This window comes from Gemmatimonadota bacterium, from assembly GCA_040388535.1.
GTDB lineage: Bacteria > Gemmatimonadota > Gemmatimonadetes > Gemmatimonadales > GWC2-71-9 > Palsa-1233.
Window position 1 is genome coordinate 142,758 of the sequence record JAZKBR010000009.1, and the last position, 24,397, is coordinate 167,154.

Annotated in this window: 25 protein-coding genes; all 25 read left to right on the forward strand. The window is 66.5% G+C overall.

Translation table 11 applies throughout. The annotated features are described in order from the left end of the window. Window positions 1–3: 3 nt before the first annotated feature. The 25 genes from V4558_16585 to ahcY all read left to right on the forward strand — a co-directional run bounded on the left by V4558_16585 (window position 4) and on the right by ahcY (window position 24,397). A complete protein-coding gene (locus tag V4558_16585; GenBank protein ID MES2307120.1) occupies window positions 4–267 on the forward strand; it encodes a late competence development ComFB family protein in 264 nt (87 codons plus the stop codon). Beyond that, a complete protein-coding gene (locus tag V4558_16590) occupies window positions 267–2,642 on the forward strand; it encodes a DNA internalization-related competence protein ComEC/Rec2 (GenBank protein ID MES2307121.1) in 2,376 nt (791 codons plus the stop codon). Before V4558_16585 ends, V4558_16590 begins: the two co-directional genes overlap by 1 nt. Continuing rightward, window positions 2,530–3,561, forward strand: coding sequence for a class 1 fructose-bisphosphatase (gene fbp, locus V4558_16595; protein MES2307122.1), 1,032 nt, complete (start codon window positions 2,530–2,532; stop codon window positions 3,559–3,561). The genes V4558_16590 and fbp overlap by 113 nt, the downstream gene beginning before the upstream one ends. A 29-nt stretch (window positions 3,562–3,590) precedes the next feature. Next, the gene (locus V4558_16600; GenBank protein MES2307123.1) at window positions 3,591–5,126 is read left to right on the forward strand and encodes a methylmalonyl-CoA mutase family protein; all 1,536 of its coding nucleotides are present in this window, start codon (window positions 3,591–3,593) and stop codon (window positions 5,124–5,126) included. Next, entirely contained in the window at window positions 5,123–6,964 is a 1,842-nt protein-coding gene (locus tag V4558_16605; protein MES2307124.1) for a serine/threonine-protein kinase, read from the forward strand. Before V4558_16600 ends, V4558_16605 begins: the two co-directional genes overlap by 4 nt. Beyond that, window positions 6,965–7,612, forward strand: a complete 648-nt coding sequence (locus V4558_16610) for a hypothetical protein (protein MES2307125.1) — start codon at window positions 6,965–6,967, stop codon at window positions 7,610–7,612. Window positions 7,613–7,685: 73 nt separating this feature from the next. Further along, window positions 7,686–7,997: an FmdB family zinc ribbon protein gene (locus tag V4558_16615; GenBank protein ID MES2307126.1), complete on the forward strand. Its 312-nt coding sequence runs from the start codon at window positions 7,686–7,688 to the stop codon at window positions 7,995–7,997. Next, entirely contained in the window at window positions 7,994–9,628 is a 1,635-nt protein-coding gene (gene argS, locus V4558_16620) for an arginine--tRNA ligase (protein ID MES2307127.1), read from the forward strand. Before V4558_16615 ends, argS begins: the two co-directional genes overlap by 4 nt. 4 nt (window positions 9,629–9,632) lie before the next feature. Then, complete coding sequence (locus V4558_16625) at window positions 9,633–10,553, forward strand: PfkB family carbohydrate kinase (GenBank protein MES2307128.1); 921 nt, start codon at window positions 9,633–9,635, stop codon at window positions 10,551–10,553. Then, complete coding sequence (gene purM / locus V4558_16630) at window positions 10,550–11,575, forward strand: phosphoribosylformylglycinamidine cyclo-ligase (GenBank protein MES2307129.1); 1,026 nt, start codon at window positions 10,550–10,552, stop codon at window positions 11,573–11,575. The genes V4558_16625 and purM overlap by 4 nt, the downstream gene beginning before the upstream one ends. Next, a complete protein-coding gene (gene ribD, locus V4558_16635) occupies window positions 11,565–12,647 on the forward strand; it encodes a bifunctional diaminohydroxyphosphoribosylaminopyrimidine deaminase/5-amino-6-(5-phosphoribosylamino)uracil reductase RibD (GenBank protein MES2307130.1) in 1,083 nt (360 codons plus the stop codon). Before purM ends, ribD begins: the two co-directional genes overlap by 11 nt. Window positions 12,648–12,649: 2 nt before the next feature. Continuing rightward, entirely contained in the window at window positions 12,650–13,255 is a 606-nt protein-coding gene (locus V4558_16640; protein MES2307131.1) for a riboflavin synthase, read from the forward strand. Further along, window positions 13,255–14,460, forward strand: coding sequence for a bifunctional 3,4-dihydroxy-2-butanone-4-phosphate synthase/GTP cyclohydrolase II (locus V4558_16645; protein ID MES2307132.1), 1,206 nt, complete (start codon window positions 13,255–13,257; stop codon window positions 14,458–14,460). The genes V4558_16640 and V4558_16645 overlap by 1 nt, the downstream gene beginning before the upstream one ends. Continuing rightward, on the forward strand, window positions 14,460–14,930 hold the full coding sequence (gene ribH / locus V4558_16650; protein MES2307133.1) for a 6,7-dimethyl-8-ribityllumazine synthase: 471 nt from the start codon (window positions 14,460–14,462) through the stop codon (window positions 14,928–14,930). The genes V4558_16645 and ribH overlap by 1 nt, the downstream gene beginning before the upstream one ends. Next, window positions 14,931–15,344 carry a transcription antitermination factor NusB gene (gene nusB / locus V4558_16655; GenBank protein ID MES2307134.1) on the forward strand — a complete coding sequence of 138 codons (414 nt, stop codon included), beginning with the start codon at window positions 14,931–14,933 and terminating at the stop codon, window positions 15,342–15,344. 10 nt (window positions 15,345–15,354) lie between these two features. Then, on the forward strand, window positions 15,355–16,491 hold the full coding sequence (locus V4558_16660; GenBank protein ID MES2307135.1) for a glycosyltransferase family 4 protein: 1,137 nt from the start codon (window positions 15,355–15,357) through the stop codon (window positions 16,489–16,491). Between the two features lie 9 nt (window positions 16,492–16,500). Continuing rightward, window positions 16,501–17,457: an HPr(Ser) kinase/phosphatase gene (gene hprK / locus V4558_16665; protein MES2307136.1), complete on the forward strand. Its 957-nt coding sequence runs from the start codon at window positions 16,501–16,503 to the stop codon at window positions 17,455–17,457. Next, a complete protein-coding gene (locus V4558_16670) occupies window positions 17,454–17,825 on the forward strand; it encodes a hypothetical protein (protein ID MES2307137.1) in 372 nt (123 codons plus the stop codon). The genes hprK and V4558_16670 overlap by 4 nt, the downstream gene beginning before the upstream one ends. Next, window positions 17,825–18,301 carry a PTS sugar transporter subunit IIB gene (locus V4558_16675; protein MES2307138.1) on the forward strand — a complete coding sequence of 159 codons (477 nt, stop codon included), beginning with the start codon at window positions 17,825–17,827 and terminating at the stop codon, window positions 18,299–18,301. The genes V4558_16670 and V4558_16675 overlap by 1 nt, the downstream gene beginning before the upstream one ends. Next, window positions 18,298–18,969 carry a PTS sugar transporter subunit IIC gene (locus tag V4558_16680; protein MES2307139.1) on the forward strand — a complete coding sequence of 224 codons (672 nt, stop codon included), beginning with the start codon at window positions 18,298–18,300 and terminating at the stop codon, window positions 18,967–18,969. Before V4558_16675 ends, V4558_16680 begins: the two co-directional genes overlap by 4 nt. Next, window positions 18,966–19,706, forward strand: coding sequence for a PTS system mannose/fructose/sorbose family transporter subunit IID (locus V4558_16685; protein ID MES2307140.1), 741 nt, complete (start codon window positions 18,966–18,968; stop codon window positions 19,704–19,706). The genes V4558_16680 and V4558_16685 overlap by 4 nt, the downstream gene beginning before the upstream one ends. Further along, window positions 19,703–19,969: an HPr family phosphocarrier protein gene (locus tag V4558_16690; protein ID MES2307141.1), complete on the forward strand. Its 267-nt coding sequence runs from the start codon at window positions 19,703–19,705 to the stop codon at window positions 19,967–19,969. Before V4558_16685 ends, V4558_16690 begins: the two co-directional genes overlap by 4 nt. Before the next feature lie 20 nt (window positions 19,970–19,989). After that, a complete protein-coding gene (gene ptsP / locus V4558_16695) occupies window positions 19,990–21,777 on the forward strand; it encodes a phosphoenolpyruvate--protein phosphotransferase (protein MES2307142.1) in 1,788 nt (595 codons plus the stop codon). 27 nt (window positions 21,778–21,804) lie between these two features. Beyond that, complete coding sequence (metK, locus tag V4558_16700) at window positions 21,805–23,046, forward strand: methionine adenosyltransferase (GenBank protein MES2307143.1); 1,242 nt, start codon at window positions 21,805–21,807, stop codon at window positions 23,044–23,046. A gap of 7 nt (window positions 23,047–23,053) precedes the next feature. Continuing rightward, on the forward strand, window positions 23,054–24,397 hold the full coding sequence (gene ahcY, locus V4558_16705) for an adenosylhomocysteinase (GenBank protein MES2307144.1): 1,344 nt from the start codon (window positions 23,054–23,056) through the stop codon (window positions 24,395–24,397).

Consider the following 24,397-nt stretch of genomic DNA (forward strand, 5'->3'; position numbering starts at 1 on the left):
GTGATGGAGCAGCACGTGAAAGACGCGTACGAACGGCTCAAGACGTCCGTCAAGGACTTCGAGGAGTCGCCGCGTCATCGCGATGATGTGGTGGTGTATGCCCTGAACCGGTTGCCGCCGAAGTACGTGGTCAGCAATGCCGGCAAGGCGGTCACCGAGGCCGCGCTCGATGCGCCGCAGCATCGGACCGCGATCGAGGTGCAGGTCTTCGAAGCACTTCGGCAGGTGGCGCGCGTGCCACGCAACGACCGCCCACCCGCAGATTGATGCGGGCGCCACCGGGCGCCATGATTCTGCTGGTGGCATATGGGGCCGGTCTCGTGACCGGCCTTTCGCGTTTCCTGGACCCAGTCATCCTGTTGCCGCTCCTGCTCGCGGCGGGGTGGGTCCTCCGTCGATCAACTTGGGCTGTAACTGCGATCGCCTGTGCGAGCGGGATCGCGGTGGGTTGCTGGAGCCGCACAACCATTACCGAGCGTTGCGTCGCCTCGCTCCGGCCGGGAGAGCAACAGCTCGTGCTCCGCACCGAGGAGCCCGGCAGTGCGACCGGCCGCGTGTCGTTGCCGACCCGGGGGTGCCGCGGCGACGTGGTCGCGCGCTGGCCGGTGAATGCGAACGTCGGGGCGGGGCACGATGTTGGCGTGGTCGCGCGGTGGATTCCGCGGCCGCCGCGCCTCGGACGACCCGACGGCCTGCTCGTGGTGACCCGGGTGTTGCGGGTTACGGGCGACCCCGGGCGCATCGATTCACTGCGCACAGTTCTGACGACAGCGAGCGTCCGACTCTATGGAGCGCAGTCCCCGCTGGTGGACGCGCTCATCACCGGCCGACGTGGCGCGATCGATCCCACGCTCAGCCGGGCCTTCGCTGCCGCTGGCCTGGTGCATCTTCTGGCCATTTCGGGTTCTCACATCGCCGTGATCGCGGGCTGGGTATTGCTGGTGTTGCGACTGCTGCGTGTGTCTCGTCATCGCGGCGAAGCGCTCGCGGTGGCGGCCGCAACCGGATACACGGCCTTCATCGGCTGGCCACCCTCCGCGGTTCGCGCAGCGGCACTGATGGCGCTGGTTGCCTGGTGTCGCTGGCGGCAGCGTCATGTGCGCGGAGTGGCCCTGCTCGGGGCCAGCGCATTGCTGGTGCTCTGGTGCGATGCCTGGGCGATCAGCGATGTGGGAGCGTGGTTGTCGGTGCTCGCACTCGCGGGTGTGAGTGCGGCGACCCGCTGGAGTGATCGCGCCATCAGTGCGTCGGTGTGGGTGCGCACCCTCAGCGGTTCGGTGGGGGCCACCCTCACCACGGCGCCACTGACGGCCTTCGCCTTCGGGCAGGTCGCCCCGATCGGAATCCTGTTGAACCTCGTGGCGGTCCCGCTCACGGCGCTGCTGGTACCGGTGCTGCTCGTCTCGCTGCTGTTGTGGCATCCCCTGCCGGTTGCCGCCTCGGCCTTCGCGACTTCGGCAGCGCTCCTGCTGCGACTCCTGGTTGGCGTGGCACGGGTCGGGGCGATGGCTCCAGGGGCGGCCACTGCAGGTGACTCGGGGTTCGCCGCCGCGTTGCCGTGGCTCGTCGCACTCGCAGCGGCAGGATGGGTGGTGTACGGGCAGACTGCGCCGCGCGAAGCAGCTCGACGACTCGGCTGGGTGGTCGCGGTCGTGCTCTGGCTCCTGCTCGCCCCACGTGGTCCCCGTGCGCCGGATCTCGGGAGCGGTGGGCTGGCGTTACTTTTCGCCGATGTTGGCCAAGGCGACGCGGCCCTGATCAGGACACCAGGGGGACACTGGTTCGCGGTGGACGCCGGGCCGATCGATCCTGGGGGTCGCGACGCCGGTCACAAGGTGCTGCTGCCGTTGCTGGCGCAGGAGCAGGTCGGGCGGCTCGAGGCGTTGATCCTGTCGCACGCGCATCGTGACCACGTGGGCGGTGCTGCCGCCCTGGTCAACGAGCTTGATATTGGCGTCGTGGTGGAGCCGGGCGAGGCGTTCAGTGATAGCGCCTACGATGACTGGCTCACCGCGGTGGCGCAGCGAGGCGTGCGTTGGCACCCGGCGCGGCGCGGGACTGAGTGGACGGTTGATGGGGTGCGGTTCGCCGTCCTGCATCCTCCCCTCGAGTGGCCACGACAGGGTGACGACCTCAATGAAGATTCGGTCGTGCTCTCTGTGTCGTACGGCAACTTTACTGCGTTGCTGATGGGCGACGCCGGCTTCGTGGCGGAGTCGTCACTCGCTGGATCGTTGCCCGAAGCTGACTTGCTCAAGGTGGGGCACCACGGCTCGCGGTGGGCCAGCGGAGTGCCCTTTCTTGCAATGACACGCCCTGTGGCAGGGATCATCAGTGTAGGCAGGAATCGGTACGGTCATCCTGCGCCCGAGACACTCGCGCGCCTGGCCGATGCCGGAACCCGGGTGTGGCGGACTGATCTGGAAGGAACCACCACGGTGCTCACCGATGGTGTCACGTTCACTGTTCACGGGGGCCGGACCTCGGCCACCTATGCTGCGAGGGCCCGTCGTGGGCCAAGGAGACGCCGTGCTGGAACGCCGCCTCGGACGGACCAAGGTGACTACGCTGGAGCGCTTCATCCTGGGTCAGGAGCGCGACCATCCCGGTGCCACGGGGGAGCTCACCAACCTCCTCTATGACGTGGCACTCGCGGCCAAGGTGATCGCCTCCCAGATCCGCCGTGCCGGCCTCGTGAACATCCTCGGCAGCGCCGGCACCAGCAACGTGCAGGATGAGGAGCAGCAGAAGCTCGATATCTTCGCCAACGAAACGATGAAGAACGCGCTCAACCACACCGGGCGCGTGTGCGCCATGGCGTCTGAGGAAGATGAGGAGCTGATCCCGATTCCCGACGGAGTGCCGGCCGGCAAGTACGCGGTGCTCTTCGATCCGCTCGATGGCTCCGCCAACATCGACGTCAATGCCGCGGTGGGCACCATCTTCTCGATCTATCATCGGGTCACCACCGAGGGCCCGGGGCAGCTCGCCGACGTGCTGCAGCCGGGCTCAGAGATCGTGGCGGCCGGCTATGTGATGTACGGCTCCAGCGTGATGATGGTCTATTCGGCGGGTCATGGGGTCCACGGCTTCACACTCGATCCGACCATCGGCGAGTTTCTCCTCTCGCACGAGGACATCACCACGCCGGGTACCGGCAAGTACTACAGCGTGAACGAATCGAACTTCGGGCGATGGTCTCGCGCGATGCAGCGTGCCGTGCGAGGATTCCACGGCGACGACCCGGCGCGGCTCAAGGGAAAGAACTCCCGCTACATCGGCTCGCTGGTGGCCGACTTCCATCGCAACCTGATCGGCGGCGGGGTCTTCCTCTATCCGGGCGACACCAAGAACACCAACGGCAAGCTGCGCCTGCTCTATGAGTGCGCGCCAATGGCGTTCCTGGCGGAGATGGCCGGCGGCGCGGCGACGGATGGCACTACACGCATCCTCGACATCGTTCCGACGGCGCTGCACCAGCGCACCCCGCTCGTGATTGGCGGCAAGGATGACGTCGCATACGTCGCAAAGGTGATTCGCGAAGTCGAGGGTGGCGCGTGACCAAGCCGCTGCGAGTGGACGGGCCGCAGGTGCCGCGCCCAGCCGACTGGGACGGCGACCCGGCACGAGACCTTGGTGAACCGGGACAGTTCCCATTCACGCGTGGCCCCTATGCCGAGATGTACACCCGGCGGCCGTGGACGATGCGCCAGTACGCCGGATTCGGCACAGCGACCGCGACGAATCTCCGTTTCCGTGCACTGCTCGCGGCGGGGCAGACGGGGCTCTCGACGGCATTCGACCTCCCCACGCAGATGGGGTATGACTCCGACCACCCGATGGCGGCCGGCGAAGTTGGTCGCGTCGGAGTGGCCATCGATACGGTCGACGACCTGCGCCTGCTCTTCGCCGAGATCCCGCTCGATCGCGTCAGTACCTCCATGACCATCAACGCGACGGCCGCAATTCTCCTGGCGATGTACATCGTCGTCGGCGAGGAGCAGGGCGTGGCGGCGAAGGCGCTCAGCGGCACCATTCAGAATGACATCCTCAAGGAATACATCGCGCGCGGGACGTATGTCTTTCCCGCGGCTCCTTCGCTGCGCCTGATCACGGACATTTTCCGCTTCGTGTCGGATGAGGAGATGAACTTCAATCCGATCTCGATCTCGGGCTACCATATGCGCGAGGCCGGGGCGACGGCGGTACAGGAGGTGGCCTTCACCCTCGCCAACGCGCTCGAATACGTCCGGCGCGGAATCGACGCCGGCGTGCCGCTCGCTTCCTTCGGCCCGCGACTTTCATTCTTCTTCGCGGCGCACAACGATCTCTTCGAGGAAGTCGCCAAGTTCCGGGCGGCCCGTCGGCTCTATGCCCGCCTGATGCGCGAGCGATTCGGGGCCGACGATTCTTCGGCGCGCCTGCGCTTCCACACGCAGACCGGCGGCGTGACCCTGCAGGCCCAGCAGCCGCTCAATAATGTGGTGCGGGTCACCGTGCAGGGTCTCGCGGCCGTGCTTGGTGGCACGCAGTCGTTGCATACCAACGGCTATGACGAGGCACTCGCGCTTCCGACCGAAGCGTCGGCGACGCTCGCGCTCCGCACCCAGCAGCTACTCGCTTTCGAGAGTGGCATGACGCGCGCCGTCGACCCGCTCGCCGGCAGCTGGTATGTCGAGGCACTCACCGATCGGATCGAGGCCGAGGCACGCGCCCTCATCGAAGAGGTCGACGCGCTCGGTGGCGCGGCCGCCGCGGTCGAACAGGAATTCTTCCAGCGGGCCATTGCCGAAAGCGCGTGGGCGATGCAGCAGGCGCAGGAGTCGGGCGAACTCACGGTGGTCGGTGTCAATCGCTTTACCGATGGCAGCACATCGCCGGTGATCCCGGCGCCTGACTTCAAGGAGCTCGAGCGCGAACAGCGGAGCCGGCTGGCCGCGACCCGGGCATCGCGAGATGCGAATGCGGTATCGGCCTCCCTCGCCGAAGTGCGTCGGGCGGCGGGAACCACCGATTCGATGATGCCGCCGATTATCGCGGCGGTACGAGTCCGGGCCTCACTCGGCGAAATCAGTGACGCGTTGCGCGGGGTCTGGGGTGTCTATCGCGGTGGGCACGCCGGGTGAACGCCTCGACCGAAGAGCTGCAGGCCGCGCTCGGCGAGGCGTACACGCTCGAGCGCGAGCTCGGTCGCGGTGGGATGGGAGCGGTCTTCCTCGCCCGCGACAATCGGCTACATCGGCCGGTGGCCATCAAACTGCTGCCGCCTGATCTCGCCACGAATGCCGATTTGCGGGAGCGCTTCCTTCGGGAAACCCGACTCGCGGCGTCGTTCTCGCACCCGAACATCGTGCCGGTTCATGACGTGATTGAGCGCGGCAACCTGCTCGCCTTCGTGATGGGGTACGTCGACGGCGAGACGCTGGGCGCCCGAGTGCGTCGCGGCGGGCCTCTGCCATTGCCCGACGCGGTGCGGGTGCTCCAGGAGGTTGCCTGGGCACTCTCGTACGCCCACGGACGCGGCATCGTGCACCGCGACATCAAGCCCGACAACATCCTGATCGAGCGCGCCACAGGTCGTGGCCTCGTCACCGATTTCGGCATCGCGCGAAGTGGTGTCGCGACGCCGGGGCAGGGACTGACACGCGTGGGTGAAGTTGTCGGAACGCCTGAGTTCATCAGCCCGGAACAGGCGTCGGGCGATGTGGTCGATGGGCGGAGTGATCTCTACTCGCTCGGCGTGGTGGCGTTCTACATTCTCGCTGGACAACTCCCGTTCGATGCACCGACACCGACCGGTTTGCTGGCGATGCATCTCACGCAGCCGCCGCCGTCACTCGCAGCGTTGCGCCCCGACCTGCCGCCCGAGATGGTGGCGGCGGTCGAGCGCTGCCTCGCGAAGAATCCGTCGGATCGATTCGCGACCGGTGAAGAACTGGCGAATGCGCTCGATGGACTTCGGCGCAGTGCGCCGGAAGTGGCGCCTGCCGTGCGCGTCTTTCTGCAGCGGATCGGGACATCGTTCTTTGCGTTGCTCTTTCTCGGTGGCTGTGCGTCGTATCTCGTGCGACGTGGCGCCAAGGCCGGCAGTGATGACTGGGTGATCGCGTTCCTGATGATCATTGCCGCGATCTGGGGGCTGATCGCGCAACTGTTCGGCCGTGTGCGACTGCTGCTGCGGCAGGGGTTCCGATATCGCGATGTTCATGCGGGCGCCGGCGCCATCCTGGCCGACGACGTCGCAGCACGTGATGCCATTCGTGCCTCGAGCGACGAGATGCGTCGTCGGCGTAAGCGGATTCGCATCGGGCTGCTCTCGTGCGTCTGGCCTTTTGGCGCATTCTGGTTCGTCAAGCACTACCTCCGCACCCCCATCCCCGGAGGAGAGCCAGGACAGTTCCACGTCGGCGCGGCGGGCGCCTTGATCGTGATCTCGGCCGCGATCTCGCTCGGCCTCGGTGTCACGCTCCTCGGATCGGATCCGCTCAAGGGGAATCCCTTTGCGTTCCTGCAGGCGAAGTTCTGGCAGGGGCCGTTCGGTCGACTGATCTTCCGGATTGGGGGCTGGCGGCTTCCCAACGTTTCCGATTCGGGGACCACGGTCACCCGTGCGATGCCGACCGCGCCGGGCGGCCCGCTCACCGTCCTGCTTGCGTTGCCGAACGAGCTCAGGCGTGATCTGCGAGGCGTCGACGTGCGGCTCACGGCGCTCGAACGCGAGATCGTGGCAGGTCGTGGTCGCGAGGCTCAGATCGCCGCGGCAATCGCAGACGCCGGACCGCCTCAGGCGGCCGCCTCGGAGCGCGCGACGGCGCTGGTGCAGGAACTCGGCGAAGCCGCGTCAGTCGCGCGCCGGGAGCGGGAAGCGAAGGAACTGCAGCTGGAGAACGTCCGACTCGAACTGATCCGGCTTCGTGCCGGCCTCGGCACGGCGGTAGCGGTTCGCCAGGCGCTCGAGGGCTAGGTGCCGCCACAGTACCGTTCCCTCGTGGTCGATCGCCACGCCCGCATCGGCATTGCCGGTGAACTCGAGACGGCCACCGAGGCGTGGCTGATTCTCCACGGCTACGGCATGCTCGCTCAGGGGATACTCCACTGGTTTCGCGCGGCCGAACGTCCCGGGCGTGTGCTCGTCGCGCCCGAGGGGCTCTCCCGGTTCTACGTCGAGGAGAAGGGCCACCGCCGCGTGGGCGCGTCCTGGCTCACCCGGGAAGACCGCGAACACGACCTCACCGACCAGCAAGCCTATCTCGACCGCGTGGTTGCCGACCTGGTCGGCGCCATCCCGCGGCTGGAAGTGCACGGCTTCTCCCAGGGAGTCGCGGCGGGGTCGCGCTGGGTGGTTCGTGGCGTTCGGCCTGTGGCCAGGCTGGTCTGTTGGGGTGGTACCATCCCGCCCGATGTGGAGCCTATGGCACTGCACCGGGCCGTGAACGCGACCCCGATCCATTTCACCGTGGGTGACCGGGACGTCTGGGTGGCTCCAGCCACCGTCGACGCTGACGCCGCCAGACTGGTCGAGGCCGGTTGCCCGGCAGTGGTCCACCACTTCGATGGCGGGCACCGTGTGGATAACGGCGTACTGGCCGAATTGGAGGCAGTGCCACGCTGAAGACCGCTTTTCTTGCTGGGTGAGGCGAGCGGTCTTAAACTTCGGCGCAGCTTTCAGTTAGCCAAGGTGGGGTATGCCGACGTACGAGTACGAATGCAGCAACGGACACCGGTTCGATCGGGTCCAGAAGATGTCTGACAAGCCGGTCGCCAAGTGTCCCGAATGCGGGGCGAGGGCGTCGCGGCGAATTTCTGGTGGCCAGGGCCTCATCTTCAAGGGATCGGGTTTCTACATCACCGACTATGGCAAGGATGGCAAGGGCGCGCGGAAGGACACCGATGCCGCTCCCAAGTCAGACCCCGCACCCACAGCTCCGGTCACACCGGCGGCTTCGACCACACCAGCGGCCACTCCGAAGTCCTCCGGCACGAAGGACCCTTCGTGAGCGAGGCGCTGCGGGCTGAACTGTCGCGCATCGCGATCCTACTTGGTGGCAGCGATATCGAGTTCACGCTCGAACGCCCTCGTGACCCAAGCCATGGCGATCTTTCAACCAACCTCGCGATGCAACTGGCCAAGCGTGAACGGAGCAATCCCCGCGCGATGGCTGAACGCGTGCTGGCGGAGCTGAACGCTCCTGCCACCACGGTACAGGAGAGTTCGATCGCCGGTCCGGGCTTCATCAATTTCCGCCTCACCGCCGACACCCTGACTGCCGATCACGCGCGCATCCTCGCGGAGGGCGCCAGCTATGGTCGCTCGACGACCGGCGCGGGGCAGCGGGTGAACGTGGAGTTCGTATCGGCGAATCCCACCGGCCCGCTCCACGTCGGTCACGGACGAGGCGCGGCCCAGGGCGATGGCATCGCCGCGCTGCTGGAGTGGACCGGCCATCAGGTGACCCGCGAGTTCTACATCAACGACGCCGGGGTGCAGATCACCCGGCTCGCCGAATCGCTCTGGGCCCGGGTACAGCAGGCAGTGGGGCGCGAGGCGAGTGTGCCGGAGGGTGGCTACCACGGTGAGTATCTCGTCGAGGCCGCAGCGACCCTGCTCGCCTCGGAAGGGAAGGCCTTTGCCGACCTGCCGGCGTCGAAAGGCGTCGCCCGCTGCCGTGCCGCCGCACTCGTGATGCAGCGTGCCGAGCAGGATGACACGCTTGCCACCTTCGGCGTGCGCTTCGATGTGATGTCGTCGGAAGAGGACATCTACGCCAGTGGCAAGATCGACGCGTTGCTGGTACGCCTTGCCGAGGCCGATCTTTCGTACGAGCAGGACGGCGCGCTCTGGTTACGCACCTCCTCGTACGGCGACGAGAAGGATCGCGTGCTCCGCAAGCAGGATGGCAGCTACACCTACTTCGTCCCCGACATCGCGTATCATCTCGACAAGGTGAAACGTGGCTTTACACACGCCATCGATGTCTGGGGCGCCGACCACCACGGCTACATCCCGCGCGTGCAGGGAGCGTTGACGGCGCTGGGCGTACCGGCCGACTGGCTCGAAGTGTCGCTGGTGCAGCTGGTGAAAGTCGTGCGAGGTGGCGAAGAGGTGAAGATGTCGAAGCGCTCGGGCGACTTCGTCACCTTGCGAGATCTGTACGAGGAAACTGGCGTCGATGCCGCGCGCTACTGGTTCCTGATGCGCCGGGGCGATACCCACCTCACCTTCGACATCGAGCTGGCCAAGTCGCGGACCGATGAGAACCCGGTGTTCTATGTCCAGATGGCGCATGCCAGGATGTGCGGCATCTTCCGTAATGCCGGTATCGAGTTGGCGTCTGTCAGTGGCGCACTCGATCTCACCGTGCTCACGGCGAGCGATGCCGATCTGCTGCGCGCGCTCACCGAATTCCCCGACATCGTGCGGCGCGCCGCCCGCGATCACGAGCCCCATCGGGTGACGACGTATCTCGAAGCCCTCGCGCGCGAAGCGCACGGCTGGTATCACGGCTGTCGGGTGCTCGGCGAACCGGAACCTGTCCAGCATGCTCGTTTGCTTCTTGCCCGCGCGGCCATTCAGGTGCTCGCGAATGGCCTGACCCTTCTCGGCATCACTGCCCCGGACCGGATCTGAACGCATGACTCTTCTCGTCGTCGGCAGTGTCGCGCTGGATTCGGTCGCTACTCCCTTCGGGCAGACCGCCGATGCACTCGGTGGGTCGGCCGTGCACTTCGCTGTTGCGGCCTCGCTGCTGCATCCGGTCCGCGTCGTCGGCGTGATCGGCGACGATTACCCGGTCCACGAACTCGAGCGTCTCGGGACCCGTGGGATCGACTGGAGCGGTGTCGAGCACGCGACCGGTGAGTCGTTCCGCTGGAAGGGGAAGTACTCCTACGATCTCCAGAGTCGCGAAACGCTCGAAACGCGACTCGGCGTCTTCGCCGATTTCCACCCGAAGCTCCCGCCCGGTGCCGAAGCTGCGCGGTATCTATTCCTCGGAAACATCGATCCGGAATTGCAGCTCAATGTGCTCGACCAGGTGACCGCACCAGCGCTGGTCGTCTGCGACACGATGAACTACTGGATCCAGTCCAAGCGCGACACGCTGATGCAACTGCTCAAGCGGGTCGACATGCTGATGGTGAATGACAGTGAAGCGCGGGAACTCTCCGGTGACTGGAACGTGCACCGCGCGGGGCGATGGATCCTGGAGCGAGGTCCCAAGCGTGTCGTCATCAAGCAGGGCGAGTTCGGTGCTCTGCTGCTGGAGCCGGGCCGGACTTTCCATATTCCTGCGCTGCCGCTCGAGGAGGTCTTCGATCCGACCGGCGCGGGCGACGCCTTCGCCGGCGGCTTCATGGGATATCTCGCGCACACCAACAGCACCAGCACGGAGCAGATGCGCCGGGCAATGGTCTATGGCTCGGTGATGGGTTCCTACTCCGTCTCCGGCTTTGATATCAAGGGATTCGAGGGCGTGACTCCGAAGGACGTCGATGCGCGCGTCCAGCAGTTCGCCGATCTGGTGCACATTCCGTCCGCGGAGCAGCTGCCGTGACCGAGTCGCAGTATGCTGCCGCTGGCGTTGACCTGAGTCAGGCCGAGCTCGCCAAGCAGCAGATCGGCAAGCTGGTCGCAGGCACTCGCACGCCGCTGTCAGTGGGTCACATTGGTGCCTTTGGCGGAATGGTGCGCGTCCCCAGCGGAATGCGCTCGCCGGTGCTGGTGATGAGCACCGATGGGGTTGGCACCAAGGTACTGGTGGCGCAACAGGCCGGTCGCTACGACACCGTGGGCGAAGACCTCGTGAATCATTCGGTCAATGACATCCTGGTGCACGGGGCGACGCCGATTGCTTTCATGGACTATGTGGCGGGGCATCGGCTGCCGGTCGAGATGATCGCCGGGGTTGTCGAAGGGATCGCGCGCGGCTGCCGGGCCCACAACATGGCGCTGGCTGGCGGCGAGACCGCCGCGATGCCGGGGCTCTATGCCGAGCGGACGTTCGACCTCGCGGGCACGATCATCGGCGTAGTGGAAGAGGACGAAGCGCTTCACGGCGACCGGATTGTTCCGGGCGATGTCGTGCTCGCGTACGCATCGACCGGACTCCACACCAACGGGTACACTCTCGCACGACGCGTGCTCCTCGAACGACTCGGTCTCGCGCTCACCAGCATGCTCCCCGGCACCAACACGTCAGTGGGCGATGCACTCCTCGCCGTTCACCAGAGCTATGTCGCCGCGATCCGGCCCGTGCTCGGCCAGCTCCACGGACTCGCGCACATCACGGGTGGCGGCATCGCCGGCAATCTCGTGCGGGTGATCCCCGAGCAGTGTGATGCGGTGCTCGACCCGCGATCGTGGCAGTGGCCCGCGCTCTTCACCGTCATCGCTGAGGGCGGGAATGTTTCCCTCGATGAAATGCGCGACGTATTCAATCTCGGGGTCGGGATGGTGGCCGTACTGCCGGCTGAGGCGGTCGCATCCGTTCGCGATGCGGCGACGCGTGCCGGCGTCAGCACCTGGGTGCTCGGCGGTGTCACACCGGGACGACAGCGCGTGAGCTTTGCCGACTGAACTGATCACCGATGCGGTCGCGATGTCGCGCGCCCTCACACTCGCCGAGCGGGGATGGGGGCGTGTGCATCCCAACCCATTGGTCGGAGCGGTCCTCGTGCGCGACGGGGTCGTTGTCGGCGAAGGATGGCACGCCGAATACGGCGATCGCCACGCCGAGACCATCGCGCTTGCTGCGGCGGGTGACTCGGCCCGCGGTGCGACACTTTATGTCACACTGGAGCCGTGCAATCACCACGGAAAGCAGCCACCGTGCGTCGATGCCATTCTCGCCGCCGGCGTGGCTCGTGTCGTGGTATCGCTGGCCGATCCGAATCCGGTGGCTCGCGGTGGGGTCGCGCGACTGCGCGCTGCGGGCGTCCCCGTCGAGGTCGGACTGCTCGGTGACCTCGCCCGCCGGCTCAATGCGCGCTTCCTCCATCGTTTCGCTGGTCGGGCGCGGCCATTCATCGCGGTCAAGCTGGCCGTTACCCTCGACGGCAAGATTGCCGACGCGGCGGGGCGCTCGCAGTGGATTTCGGGGCCTGAAGCGCGAGACTTTGTGCATCACCTGCGGGCCGGATTTGCCGGGATCGGCATCGGCGGTCGGACGCTGGTCGCAGACGATGCCCGCCTGACCGTTCGCGGTCGGCTGACGCCCCGCGAGGCGCCGATTCGTATCGTATTCGATCGCTCCGGCATGGTCCCGGCGACTCAGGGGATCTTCGATGGCGCGCCGGATGTTCCTGTGTGGCTGGTGACGGGCACCGCTACCCCCGCGACTCATACCGCCGGAATCTCGGCTCGGGGTGCTCAAGTGCTGGTGGAAGACTCGCTGCCGGTCGCGCTCGACCTGCTGGGCGCCCGCGATCTGGATTCGCTGCTCATTGAAGGGGGCGGCCGACTCGCTGGCGCTCTGCTCGCCGAGGGGCTGGTCGACCGGGTCTACCAGATCCAGAGTCCGGTATGGCTTGGAGCCGGGCGTGACGCCTGGAGCGGCCTGGGTGTGCATGACATTCGCGATGCAATTCGCTGGCATACGGTCGAGCGCCGTGCGCTGGGCGACGACACGTTGCTGGTGCTGGAGCGATAACGATGTTTACCGGGTTGGTGACGGCCGTCGGTCGAATCGAGAGTGCGGTGGCGGCTGATAGTGGCCTCGACCTCACGATCGCAGTGGCGTGGAGCGACCTCCAGCTGGGCGAGAGTGTCGCGGTCGATGGCGCGTGCCTCACGGTGAAGGGGCTGGGCGATGGCTGGTTTGCGGTCCACGTGATCACGACCTCGCTGGCACGCACCTCTTTCGCGAACTACACCGCTGGGCGTCGGGTCAATCTCGAGCGGGCGCTCGCCGTGGGTGACCGGCTCGGCGGCCATCTGGTGCAGGGCCACGTGGACGGGATCGGGACCATCGTGGCCACCCGTCATGAGGGGGACGCCTGGCTGGTCGATGTGGCGGTTCCGCCGCAGGTCGCCGAAGTCTCGATTCCGCTCGGTTCGATCACGGTCGATGGGGTCTCGCTCACGGTCAATGCCATCCCCGGTCCGGGCCTGATCCAGCTCTCGGTGATCCCGTTTACTTTGGGGCACACCACCCTTGGGGAACGCCGTGCCGGCGATGCCGTGCACGTGGAAGGAGATACAGTGGGGAAGTATGTTCGGCAGTTCACCGCGGCGCACCGCGCCGCGCCGGAGGCATGATGGGATTCGGCACGATTGAAACCGCGATCGCCGAACTCAAGGCCGGCCGGATGATTGTGGTCACGGACGACGAAGACCGCGAAAACGAGGGTGACCTCGTTTGCGCCGCTGCTGCTGTTACGCCGGAAATGATCAATTTCATGGCGCAGTATGGTCGTGGCTGGATCTGTCTCACCCTGACGCCCGAAGATTGCGATCGACTCGAGTTGAAGCAGATGGTCGAGCGCAATACTGAATCAATGCAGACGGCGTTCACGGTGACCATTGACGCCGAGCGTCGCTTCGGCGTGACCACCGGGATCTCTGCTTCCGACCGCGCCACGACAATTCGGGTTGCTCTCGACCCCGCCACACAGCCGGGCGATCTCCGGCGGCCGGGCCACATCAATCCGCTCCGCGCCAAGCCGGGCGGCGTGCTCCAGCGCGTTGGCCACACCGAAGCGAGTGTCGACCTCGCGCGGCTCGCCGGCTTCCAGCCCGCCGGCGTGATCTGCGAAATCATGAATCCCGACGGCACCATGGCGCGGCTGCCGCAGCTCGAGCAGTTTGCCTCGCTGCACGGACTGACGATGGTCAGCGTCGCCGATCTGGTTGCGTATCGACTGACCAAGGAACAACTCGTTCACCGCGTGGCCGATGCGCGCCTTCCGACTGATGCCGGCGAATTCCGCGTGATCGGCTATCGCAACGATGTCGATGGCGCCGAACACGTCGCGCTGGTCCACGGGAATGTCGAAGGGCAAGCGGGTGTGCTGGTGCGGATGCACTCGAAGTGCCTCACCGGCGACGTATTCCATTCGCTCCGGTGCGATTGCGGTGTGCAGCTGCACCGCGCGATGGATCGGATTGTCGCGGAGGGTCAGGGCGTCATCGTCTACCTCGATCAGGAAGGGCGCGGGATCGGGCTGCTCAACAAGTTGCGGGCGTATGCCCTTCAGGACTCCGGCGACGACACCGTCGAGGCCAACGAGCGGCTCGGGTTCAAGGCGGATCTGCGCGACTTCGGCATCGGGGCGCAGATTCTTCGCGACCTAGGGTTGTCCACCTTGCGCGTGATGACCAACAATCCGCGCAAGCTGGTGGGACTCGAAGGCTATGGCCTCGAGATTGTCGAGCGCGTCCCGCTCGTGGCCGATACCACCGAAGAGAATCGCAGCTACCTCGCAACCAAGCGTGACAAGCTTGGTCACCTGCTGGCGCACTGATGACCGCCGAGCGCGAAGGAAGACTCGCCGATGTCGGGCGCGTGGCCGTCATTGTTTCCCGCTACCACGAGCGGATCACGGGCCGGCTGCTCGACGGCGCCCGTGAAGCGTGTGCCGAGGCCGGCATTGCCGCAGATGCCGTGGATGTGCTCTGGGTCAGTGGGGCGTTCGAGCTGGGCGTCGTGACTACCGCTGCTGCTCGAAGCGGCCGCTACGCGGCGCTCGTGGCACTCGGCGTCGTGGTGCGTGGCGACACGCCGCACTTCGATTTCGTCGCCGGCGAGACATCGGCCGCGCTGCGGCGGGCCACCACCGAGACGCTGGTGCCGGTCGGCTTCGGCTTGCTGACCTGCGACACCATGGAGCAGGCAGTGGCCCGCGCAGGCGGCGAGGCCGGCAACAAGGGGCGGGAAGCAGCGGAGGCAGCGATCCGCACTGCCGACCTGCTGCGCCAGATGCGGGGAGCATAGATGCTGCGGATCGAATCGAAGCGACGGGCCCGGGCCCTTCAGGTCCTCTACGCGCTCGATACCACGGGCGACAGCGATGTGGATCTTGCCGCCACCGGCCTCGCACGGCTGACCGGGCCCGAGCCCGGCATCTTCGAGGAAGCGCAGGCGATTGTCGACGGCGTCCTGGCGCAGCGTGACACCCTCGACCGTTACGCGCAGGATGCCGCTGAGAACTGGCGCCTCGATCGCGTGGCGACGATCGAGCGCAATATCCTGCGCATCGGGATCCACGAACTGTTGCTGGGCGTCCTGCCGCCGCGCATCGTCATCGACGAGGCGATCTGGCTGGCACACCGCTTCGCCGGGCCCCGCGCGCCCGCGTTCATCAACGGCGTCCTCGACCGCGTCGCACGCGACCTCGGCCGTCTCTGAGCCAGCTCGCGTGAATATCCTCCTGGTCAACTGGCAGGATCTCCGCAATCCACAGGCTGGTGGGGCGGAGATTCATCTCTTTGAGCTCTTTTCGCGGCTGGCAGCGCGGGGACATCGCGTCCGGCTGGTCTGCTCAGGTTTTGCTGGCGCCCCCGCCGTCGAAGTTGTGGATGGAATCGAAGTGCACCGCGTGGGAGATCGCCACACCTTTGCGCTGCGTGGTCGGAATGCCGTGCGAGCGGCGCTCCAGGGCGAGCCGGCCGACGTGCTCGTCGACGATGTCAACAAGCTGCCGCTCTACACCGCATCGCTCACGAAGTTGCCCGTCTATGCCGTGATTCCGCACCTCTTCGGCACCACCGCGTTCCAGGAAGTGAGCTGGCCGATGGCCGCGACGGTCTGGCTGGCGGAGCGCGCGATTCCGAATGCCTATCGTCGGGCCTGGTTCCACGCCATCAGCGATTCGACGCGCGACGATCTCGTGCAGCGCGGCATTGCCCGTGAGCGGATCGCAGTGGTCTATCCGGGTGTCGATGGCGAGAAATACACTCCTGATCCGACCCTCGGTCGCTTCGCTCCGCCACGCTTCGTCTACCTCGGCCGCCTCAAGCGGTACAAAGGGGTGGAGGTGCTCATCGAAGCGCTGGCCATCGCGCGTCGGGAGCGGCCGGACCTCACGGTCGACATCGCCGGGAATGGCGATGACCGGCCTCGGCTCGAAGCCCTGGCTCGGGCAAGGGGGGTTGCGGAGAGTGTGCGCTTCCGCGGCTTTGTGGATGAGGCGACCAAACTCGAGTTGCTGCGGCGATCGGTGGCGAATGTCTTTCCCTCCCCGAAGGAGGGGTGGGGGATCACCGTGATGGAGGCCGCGGCTTGCGGGACGCCCTCCCTGGCCTCCGATTCACCCGGACTCCGCGATTCGGTCCGGGACGGTATCACCGGGGTGCTGGTGCCCCACGGTAACGCGGCGGCGCTGGCTCAGGGTATGCTTCGTCTGGCAGGAGATCCGGTGCTGGTCGAGCGGCTGGGGCAGGCGGCCCGCGCGCACGCGCTCACGCTGAGCTGGGCTGCCGCTGCCGACCAGGTCGAGGCCCATCTGCAGGATCTCGTGGCGGGGCGCATTCCTCCGCCGTCCTTTCAGGTCTGAGGGGGAGCAGTGCGCTTCCGTGATTTTCTTGGCTCAGCCGATCAGCTCCAGCTCGAGGCCCTCACCGGCGAACTCGGCCTCGACGGGCTCGTGCCGGATGCCGACATCGCCTCGCCGGGCCTGGCACTCGCCGGGTATCTCGGGCGCTTCATCCCTAATCGGTTGCACGTCCTCGGCGAGACCGAAATCACCTATCTCGCGTCACTCGATGCCGAGACGCGTCGGTCGACGCTCGAGGCGTTCTTCCATTACAACCTGCCGGCCGTCTTCATCACCAAGGGACTCGAGCCGCCGGAACCGCTCCTGACACTCGCCATCTCGCGGCAGATCCCGGTGCTGCGGAGCGCCCTCAAGACGGCAGAGTTCTACAAGCGGATCAAGCCGATCATCGAGGATGCGTTCGCCCCGCGCACCACACTGCACGGTTCGCTCGCCGATGTCTACGGTGTCGGCCTCCTCTTCATCGGCCGGTCGGGGATCGGCAAGAGCGAATGCGTGCTCGATCTCGTCGAGCGAGGTCACCGACTGGTTGCCGATGACGTCGTGAAGGTGACGCGCCGCGCCGGCGATGTCCTGATCGGACAGGGGCACGAGCTTGCTGGCCATCATATGGAAATCCGCGGGATCGGTCTGGTCGACATTCCAGTGCTCTTCGGCGTGCGCGCGGTGCGGCAGCAGAAGCGCATCGAGGTGGTGGTGCAGCTGGAAGACTGGGAGACGGCGCAGGATGCCGATCGCACCGGCCTGCAGCGCGACACGATGCCGATCCTCGATGTGCCGATTCCAAAGGTGATGGTCCCGCTGAATCCCGGGAAGAACATCACGGTGGTCGCGGAAGTGGTGGCGATGATGCACCTGCTGCGCTACACCGGCGTCGATACCGCCGGTGCCTTCAATGAACGACTGATCCGCAAGATGCGCGAGAAGCGCGGGGTGCGGGAATACCTGCGGGACGATATCGAATGAGTGCGATCAAGGGAGTAGTCGTCGGGCACGGCTCGCTGGCAGCGGCACTGATCGACGCGGTGCAGCGGATTGCCGGCGCCGATACGGGGCTGGTGGCGGTCTCCAACACCGACTGTGACCGCGGTTCGCTCGAGGAAAAGATCCTCGCGGCCGTCGGCGACGGGCCCGCCGTTGTCTTCATCGATATGCCGAGCGGCTCCTGCCTCTTTGCCGCGATGCGCCGGCTCGAAGGCAAGAGCGGAACCCGGGTGGTCACGGGCGTGAATCTCGCGATGCTGCTGGAGTTCGTGTTCAACCGTGACGGCGACGTCAACGAAGTCGCTGAGCACATGGTGCAGGTCGGGATTCGCGCGGTGGCCGCGCGCTGATGGGTCTCGTCCTCTGCCGGGTTGACGATCGATTGGTTCACGGACAGGTCGTGATCGGCTGGGGACGCCCGCTCGCCGTCAAGTTCATCGTGCTTGTTGATGATGGTGTGCGCGCGAGCAGCTGGGAGCAGGACCTCTACCGGATGGCCGTCCCCGAAGGGGTGGACGTGATCTTCGCCCGGACCGACGAGGCAATCAGCGCGCTTGAAGCGTGGGCTGCGGATTCCCGACCGGGGATTCTCCTCACCGGAGATCTGGCGACGATGGCCGCACTGCACCATGCGTCGCCGACAATTGTGCATCGCATCAATCTCGGCGGGATTCACCATCGGCCTGATCGTCACGAACGCCTCCGCTATCTCTACCTCTCGGGCGAGGAAGAAGTGTTGCTGGCCTCGATGCGCGGCAGCGGCGCCGACATCACGGCGCAGGATCTTCCCACCACGCCACCCATCGGCATCGAGGCGTTGCCGTGACCGCGCTTGTCGTCGTCGGCCTCGTTACCTGGGGCATCTTCGTCGCCGTGGACCTGGTCACCATGCCGCAAGGGCTCTTCTCGCGGCCGCTGGTGGCGGCGACGGTGGCCGGCGCCATCACCGGCAATCTCACCTCCGGGCTGGTGGCGGGGATGGTCCTCGAACTGTACGCCCTCGACGTGCTGCCGATCGGTGCATCGCGCTACCCCGACTACGGCCCGGCGGCCGTTGCGGCGGGTGCGGCCTCGGCGCTGGTGCCGCAGGAACTCGTGATCGGTGTCGCGGGTCTGGTCGGTCTCCCGCTCGCCGTCATCGGGGGATACACGCTCCACGTACATCGGCGCCGCAATGCGATCTCGGTGCAGCGACGGCTTGCTCGCGTCTCGGCGGGCGATGCCCGGGCGATCTGGGAGTTGCAGCGGAACGGCCTGGTGCGCGACGCCGGTCGCGGTCTGGTGCTGAGTGTGGCCGGCGTGTGCGTGGCACTGGTAATGGCACGAATGCCGTGGTCAGAATTCCCGCGCGCCTCACTGCTCAACTGGGCCGCCGCAGCGGGCGGGCTCTCGGCGGTGCTCGGTGGAGCGCTGCGCAGCGGCGGTCACGGAGCGCGTCGTCGCTGGCTCGGCGTGGGATTGGCCGCAGGCGTGCTCGTGGTGCTGCTGCAATGAAGCCGCGCGCAGAGGCGCTGGTCCGATTGCTCGCCGTCCAAGCCGCGTGGACCTATGAGCGGATGTCGGGAATCGGGGTCGGGCACGCCTCGGCCCCGCTGCTGCGGGATCTGTATGCCACGAGTTCGCCGGAAGAGCGCCGGGCAGCGGTGGCACGGTCGGCAGAGTTCTTCAACTCGCACCCATACCTCGCCGGTGTCGCGGTGGGCGCCGTGGTTCACGCCGAGCGCGAACGTGTGCCAGGCGCGGCGATCGTGCGGCTGCGCACGGCGCTCTCCGGCCCACTCGGAGCGCTGGGCGACCAGCTGATCTGGGCAGGCGAAGTCCCGGTGCTGATCGGACTCGCCCTCGCGGCGACACCGTGGCTCGGGGCATGGACGGTGGTCCTCGTGGTCGTGATCCACAACGTGTTGCGACTCTGGCTCACGGCGTGGGGACTCGATATCGGACTGCGCGAAGGGCTGGGCGTCGGCGCGGCGCTGCAACGTTCCTGGTTGCCCCAGGCCGCAGCGCGTGCCCAGAGTGCCGCGGCGTTTGCCGTCGGGCTCGCGATTCCGATTGTTGCATGGCAATTGCTCGCGGGGGCGAGTCGACAGCTGGTCGCCGGCGTGATCGGCTGCACGCTGCTGGGAGTGGCCCTCGCGCTCGGGCAGATGACCCGGGAACGGGTCACCGGCTTACGATTCGGGCTGGGACTCGTCCTCGTTGCACTCATCATCGTTGGAGGGTTCCGGTGATCGAACGTGATGCGACCATCGTCAACTCCCTCGGGATGCACGCGCGCCCCGCGGCGCAGATCGTGCGGCTCGCGGCGACGTTCAATGCGACGCTCGAACTTGAGTGTGACGGGCAGTCGGTCAACGGCAAGAGCATCATGGGGGTGATGATGCTCGCCGCGGAGCAGGGTGCTCAATTGCGCTTGCGAGCCGAAGGGCCCGATGCCGAGGCTGCACTCGAAGCGCTCGCGTCGCTGATCGCCTCCGGGTTTGGCGAGCCGTGAGCAGTCGCGAACTTCGCGGGGTGGGAGTCTCTCCCGGGGTCGCCTTTGCGCGGGCGATCACCGTGCGCTGGTCGTTCCCGGATATCCCGAATCGTACGGTTCCCGCAGGCGAGCAGGACGCGGAGGTTGCCCGGCTGCACGCGGCCGTGGCGGCCACGGTCGCGCAGCTCGAGACGCTTCGCGAGCGGACGCGAGTGAGGGCGGGCCCCGAAGAGGCGGGCATCTTCGACGCGCAGATCTTCATGGTGCAGGACGGCGAATTCCTGGCTGGGGTCGAGGGGTTGATCCGTAAGGGAAATCTCGCGGCCGAAACCGCATACGAGTTCTGCGCGCTTGAACTTCGCAATCAGTGGCAAGGGTCACGCAAGAGTTTCCTGCGCGATCGGCTCGCCGATCTGAACGCCATCCAGCTGCGGACGCTCGCGCATCTGCTCGGACGCCCGACCGAGGAGGCGTGGCTCGGGGAGATCACCGAACAGGTGGTGCTCGTGGTGCGCGAGCTTTCGCCGGGCCTCACCGTGCAGCTCGACCGCGAACATGTGGTTGGCTTCGTCACCGAAGAGGGCACCCGAACCTCCCACGCGGCGATCCTCGCGCATTCACTCGGCATTCCGGCGGTGATGGGCGTTGCAGGGGCGCTCTCGGCCATCGATGACGGCACCATCGTATTGCTCGATGGCCACGCCGGGACGGTGATTCTCGATCCAACGCCGGATGAACTCGAGACCGCCCGGCTGCAGAACTCGCGGCGTCACAAGCTCGAGATGCAGCTGGAGGGAATTGCTGGAGAGCCAGCGATCACGCCCGATGGCACCAGCATCATGTTGCAGGGAAACGTCGACCTCCCCGAGGAGATCGAGCCGGCCTTGCGGCACGGCGCGCAGGGCGTCGGTCTGCTGCGCACCGAATTCCTTGTCACGGGTCGTGCCACGCTGCCGAACGAAGACGAGCAGATGGAGTATTACCGCCGGGTCGGCGCCGCCTTCGCGGGCGAACCGGTAGTCATCCGGACCTTCGATCTTGGCGGCGACAAGTTCCCGGCGGCGTTCGATGCACCGCACGAGGCCAATCCGATGCTCGGCTGGCGCTCGGTACGGGTCTGCCTCGACGAGCCGGGGATCTTCCGGCCCCAGTTGCGCGCGATCCTGCGGGCGGCCGCGGATCGGGAGATCTCGATCATGCTGCCGATGGTGATCTCGCTGGACGAGGTCAGCCAGGCCAGGGCCATGCTCGCCGAGGAAGCGGAATCGCTCCGGCAGGCAGGGATTCGCGCGGCGAGCGATGTGCCGATGGGCGTCATGATCGAGACCCCGGCCGCCGTCCTCCTCGCCGACGAGTTCGCCCGGGTTGCCGCGTTTCTCAGTGTGGGCAGCAATGACCTGACCCAGTACACGCTGGCCGTCGACCGGGGCAATGCCCGGCTGGCCACGCGGTTCGAGCCGCTCCATCCGGCCGTGGTGCGACAGTTGCGGGATGTCCGCGATGCCGCCGGGCGAGCCGGCATCCCGGCCTCAGTCTGTGGCGAAATGGCCTCCGACCCGTTCAGCGCCGTGCTCCTGCTGGGCCTGGGATACGACCGTCTCAGCATCGGGCCGCCAGCTATCCCGCTGGTGAAGTGGGTCGTCCGGCACGTCCCGGTGGCGGCCGCGCGGGAAGCGGCGTTGTCGGCGATCAAGGCCACGACCACGACGGCGGTGAAGGCGATCCTGCGCGACACGCTGGGGCAGTATCTCGACCTGCGGCTGGTCGACCCGACGAACGCGTTGCCGCGCTCCACTGTGGCCGCTAGCTTGCCCCGGTTCACCTGATGATGACCTTCCAGCGCGCGAGTGGCGATGTCACTGGCTAATCGACATGTCTTCACCTCCGAGTCCGTCACCGAGGGTCACCCCGACAAGGTGGCCGACCAGATTTCGGATGCCGTTCTTGATGCAATCCTCGCCCGCGATGCCGCGGCCCGTGTTGCCTGCGAAACGCTGGTGACTACCGGCATGGCCGTGATTGCCGGTGAAATCACCACCACGGCCTACGTCAACATTCCCGACATCGTGCGCTCGACGATCCAGCGGATCGGCTACACGCACGCGTCGTTCGGATTTGACTATCGCACCTGTGCGGTCCTCACCTCGATCGACCGGCAGTCGCCCGACATCGCCATGGGCGTCGATGGCAAGACCGATGACGAACAGGGTGCCGGCGACCAGGGGATGATGTTCGGCTATGCCACCGACGAGACTGACGAGCTGATGCCGCTGCCGATCGTGCTGTCGCACCGACTGGCGGAACGGCTCGCCGCTGTGCGTCGCGGCGGTGGCCGGATGCCGCATCACGAGTGGCTGCGCCCCGACGGCAAGACCCAGGTCTCGGTGGAGTACGAGGGCGACCGCCCGGTTGCGGTTCGCACGGTAGTGCTCTCGACGCAGCACGACGACAAGGTGGGGAACAAGACCCTCTTGCAGCGCACCATTGAAGGCGCGATGACCGAGGATGTCATCCTCCCAGTGCTGCAGGAGTTCGGCTTCGATGGTGTGAAGACCAAGATCCACGTCAACCCGACCGGCCGATTCGTCATCGGTGGTCCGCAGGGCGATGCCGGACTCACCGGCCGCAAGATCATCGTGGACACCTACGGCGGGATGGCTCGCCATGGCGGCGGCGCGTTCAGCGGCAAGGATCCGACAAAGGTCGATCGCTCGGCGGCGTATGCCGTGCGTCACGTGGCCAAGAACATCGTGGCGGCCAAGCTGGCACGCCGTTGCGAAGTCCAGGTGGCCTATGCCATCGGCGTCGCGCGGCCGGTGTCGATTTACGTCAACACGTTCGGAACGGGCGTCGGCCCGGACAGCACGCTCGAGCGCGCGGTCAAGGACGTCTTCGACCTCCGCCCCGCACGGCTGATTGCCGACCTCAAGCTGCGTCAGCCGATCTACTCGGCAACGGCCGCCTACGGTCATTTCGGGCGCAGTTTCGAGAAAGGCACCTATCAGGACCACGAACTCGGCCCGAAGAAGGTCGAGCGATTCACCTGGGAGCGTACCGACAAGGTGCGCGAGCTCAAGACTGCCGCGAAGGCATGAGGATTCGATGACCAGTATTTCGATCGACGCATCACACGACATCCGCGACATCGCCCTCGCCGACGAGGGGAAACGCCGCACCGAGTGGGCGGAACGCTCGATGCCGGTGCTGCGCCAGATCCGCGCCCGGTTCGCCAAGGAGAAGCCGCTCGCGGGCCGCAAGCTTTCCTGCTGCCTGCACGTCACCACCGAGACGGCCAACCTGATGATCACGCTGCGGGCGGCCGGGGCGGAGATCGCGCTCTGCGCCTCGAATCCGCTTTCTACGCAGGATGAGGTCGCCGCGCACCTGGTACGCGACCACGGCGTGCACGTCTACGCCATCAAGGGCGAAGATCACGAGACCTACTACACCCACCTGGCGCAGGCGCTCGCGTTTGGCCCCGATCTGACCCAGGACGACGGCGCCGACCTCGTCAGTGCGCTGCACATGACGGCGCTCGGTCGTCTTGATGACCTCGCCGGCCCGATTCGCAAGATGGTCGAAGGGCTTTCGGCCGCGGAGCGGAAGGAACTCGTGAGCCGGGTGAAGGGTTCGACCGAGGAGACCACTACCGGTGTCATCCGCCTCAAGGCGATGGCCAAGGAAGGAATTCTCCAGTTCCCGATTCTCGCGGTCAATGACTCGCGCACCAAGCACATGTTCGACAATCGCTACGGCACCGGCCAGTCGACCCTCGACGGCATCGTGCGGGCAACCAACATGCTGCTCGCTGGCAGCACTGTGGTCACGGCGGGTTACGGTTGGTGCGGTCGCGGCTTCGCGATGCGTGCGCGCGGCGCCGGTGCGACCGTGATCGTCACCGAAATCGATCCGGTGGCGGCGCTCGAGGCGAAGATGGACGGCTTCGAGGTGATGCCGATGGAGCAGGCCGCGCCGCTGGGCGATCTTTTCTGCACCCTCACCGGCAACATGCATGTGATTCGCGGCGAACATTTCGCGAAGATGAAGGACGGCGCCATCGTCTGCAATTCGGGGCACTTCAATGTCGAGCTCGACCTCGATGCGCTCGCGAAGATGGCGACGGTACGCCGCCACGTGCGTGATTTCGTCGAGGAGTTCGAGGTGGCCGGGAAGCGGATTCTCGTCCTCGGTGAAGGTCGGCTCATCAACCTCGCCGCGGCCGAAGGCCATCCGGCGTCGGTGATGGACATGTCTTTCGCGAACCAGGCGCTCGCGGCCGAGTACCTCGTGAAGCAGGAAGGAAAGCTTGGCAAGGAAGTGCACAAGCTCCCGGCCTTCGTCGATGGCGAGATCGCCACGCTCAAGATGGCGGCGATGGGTGCGAAGTTCGATGTGCTCACGCCGGAGCAGGTGACGTATCTCGCCAGCTGGGATGCCGGCACCTGA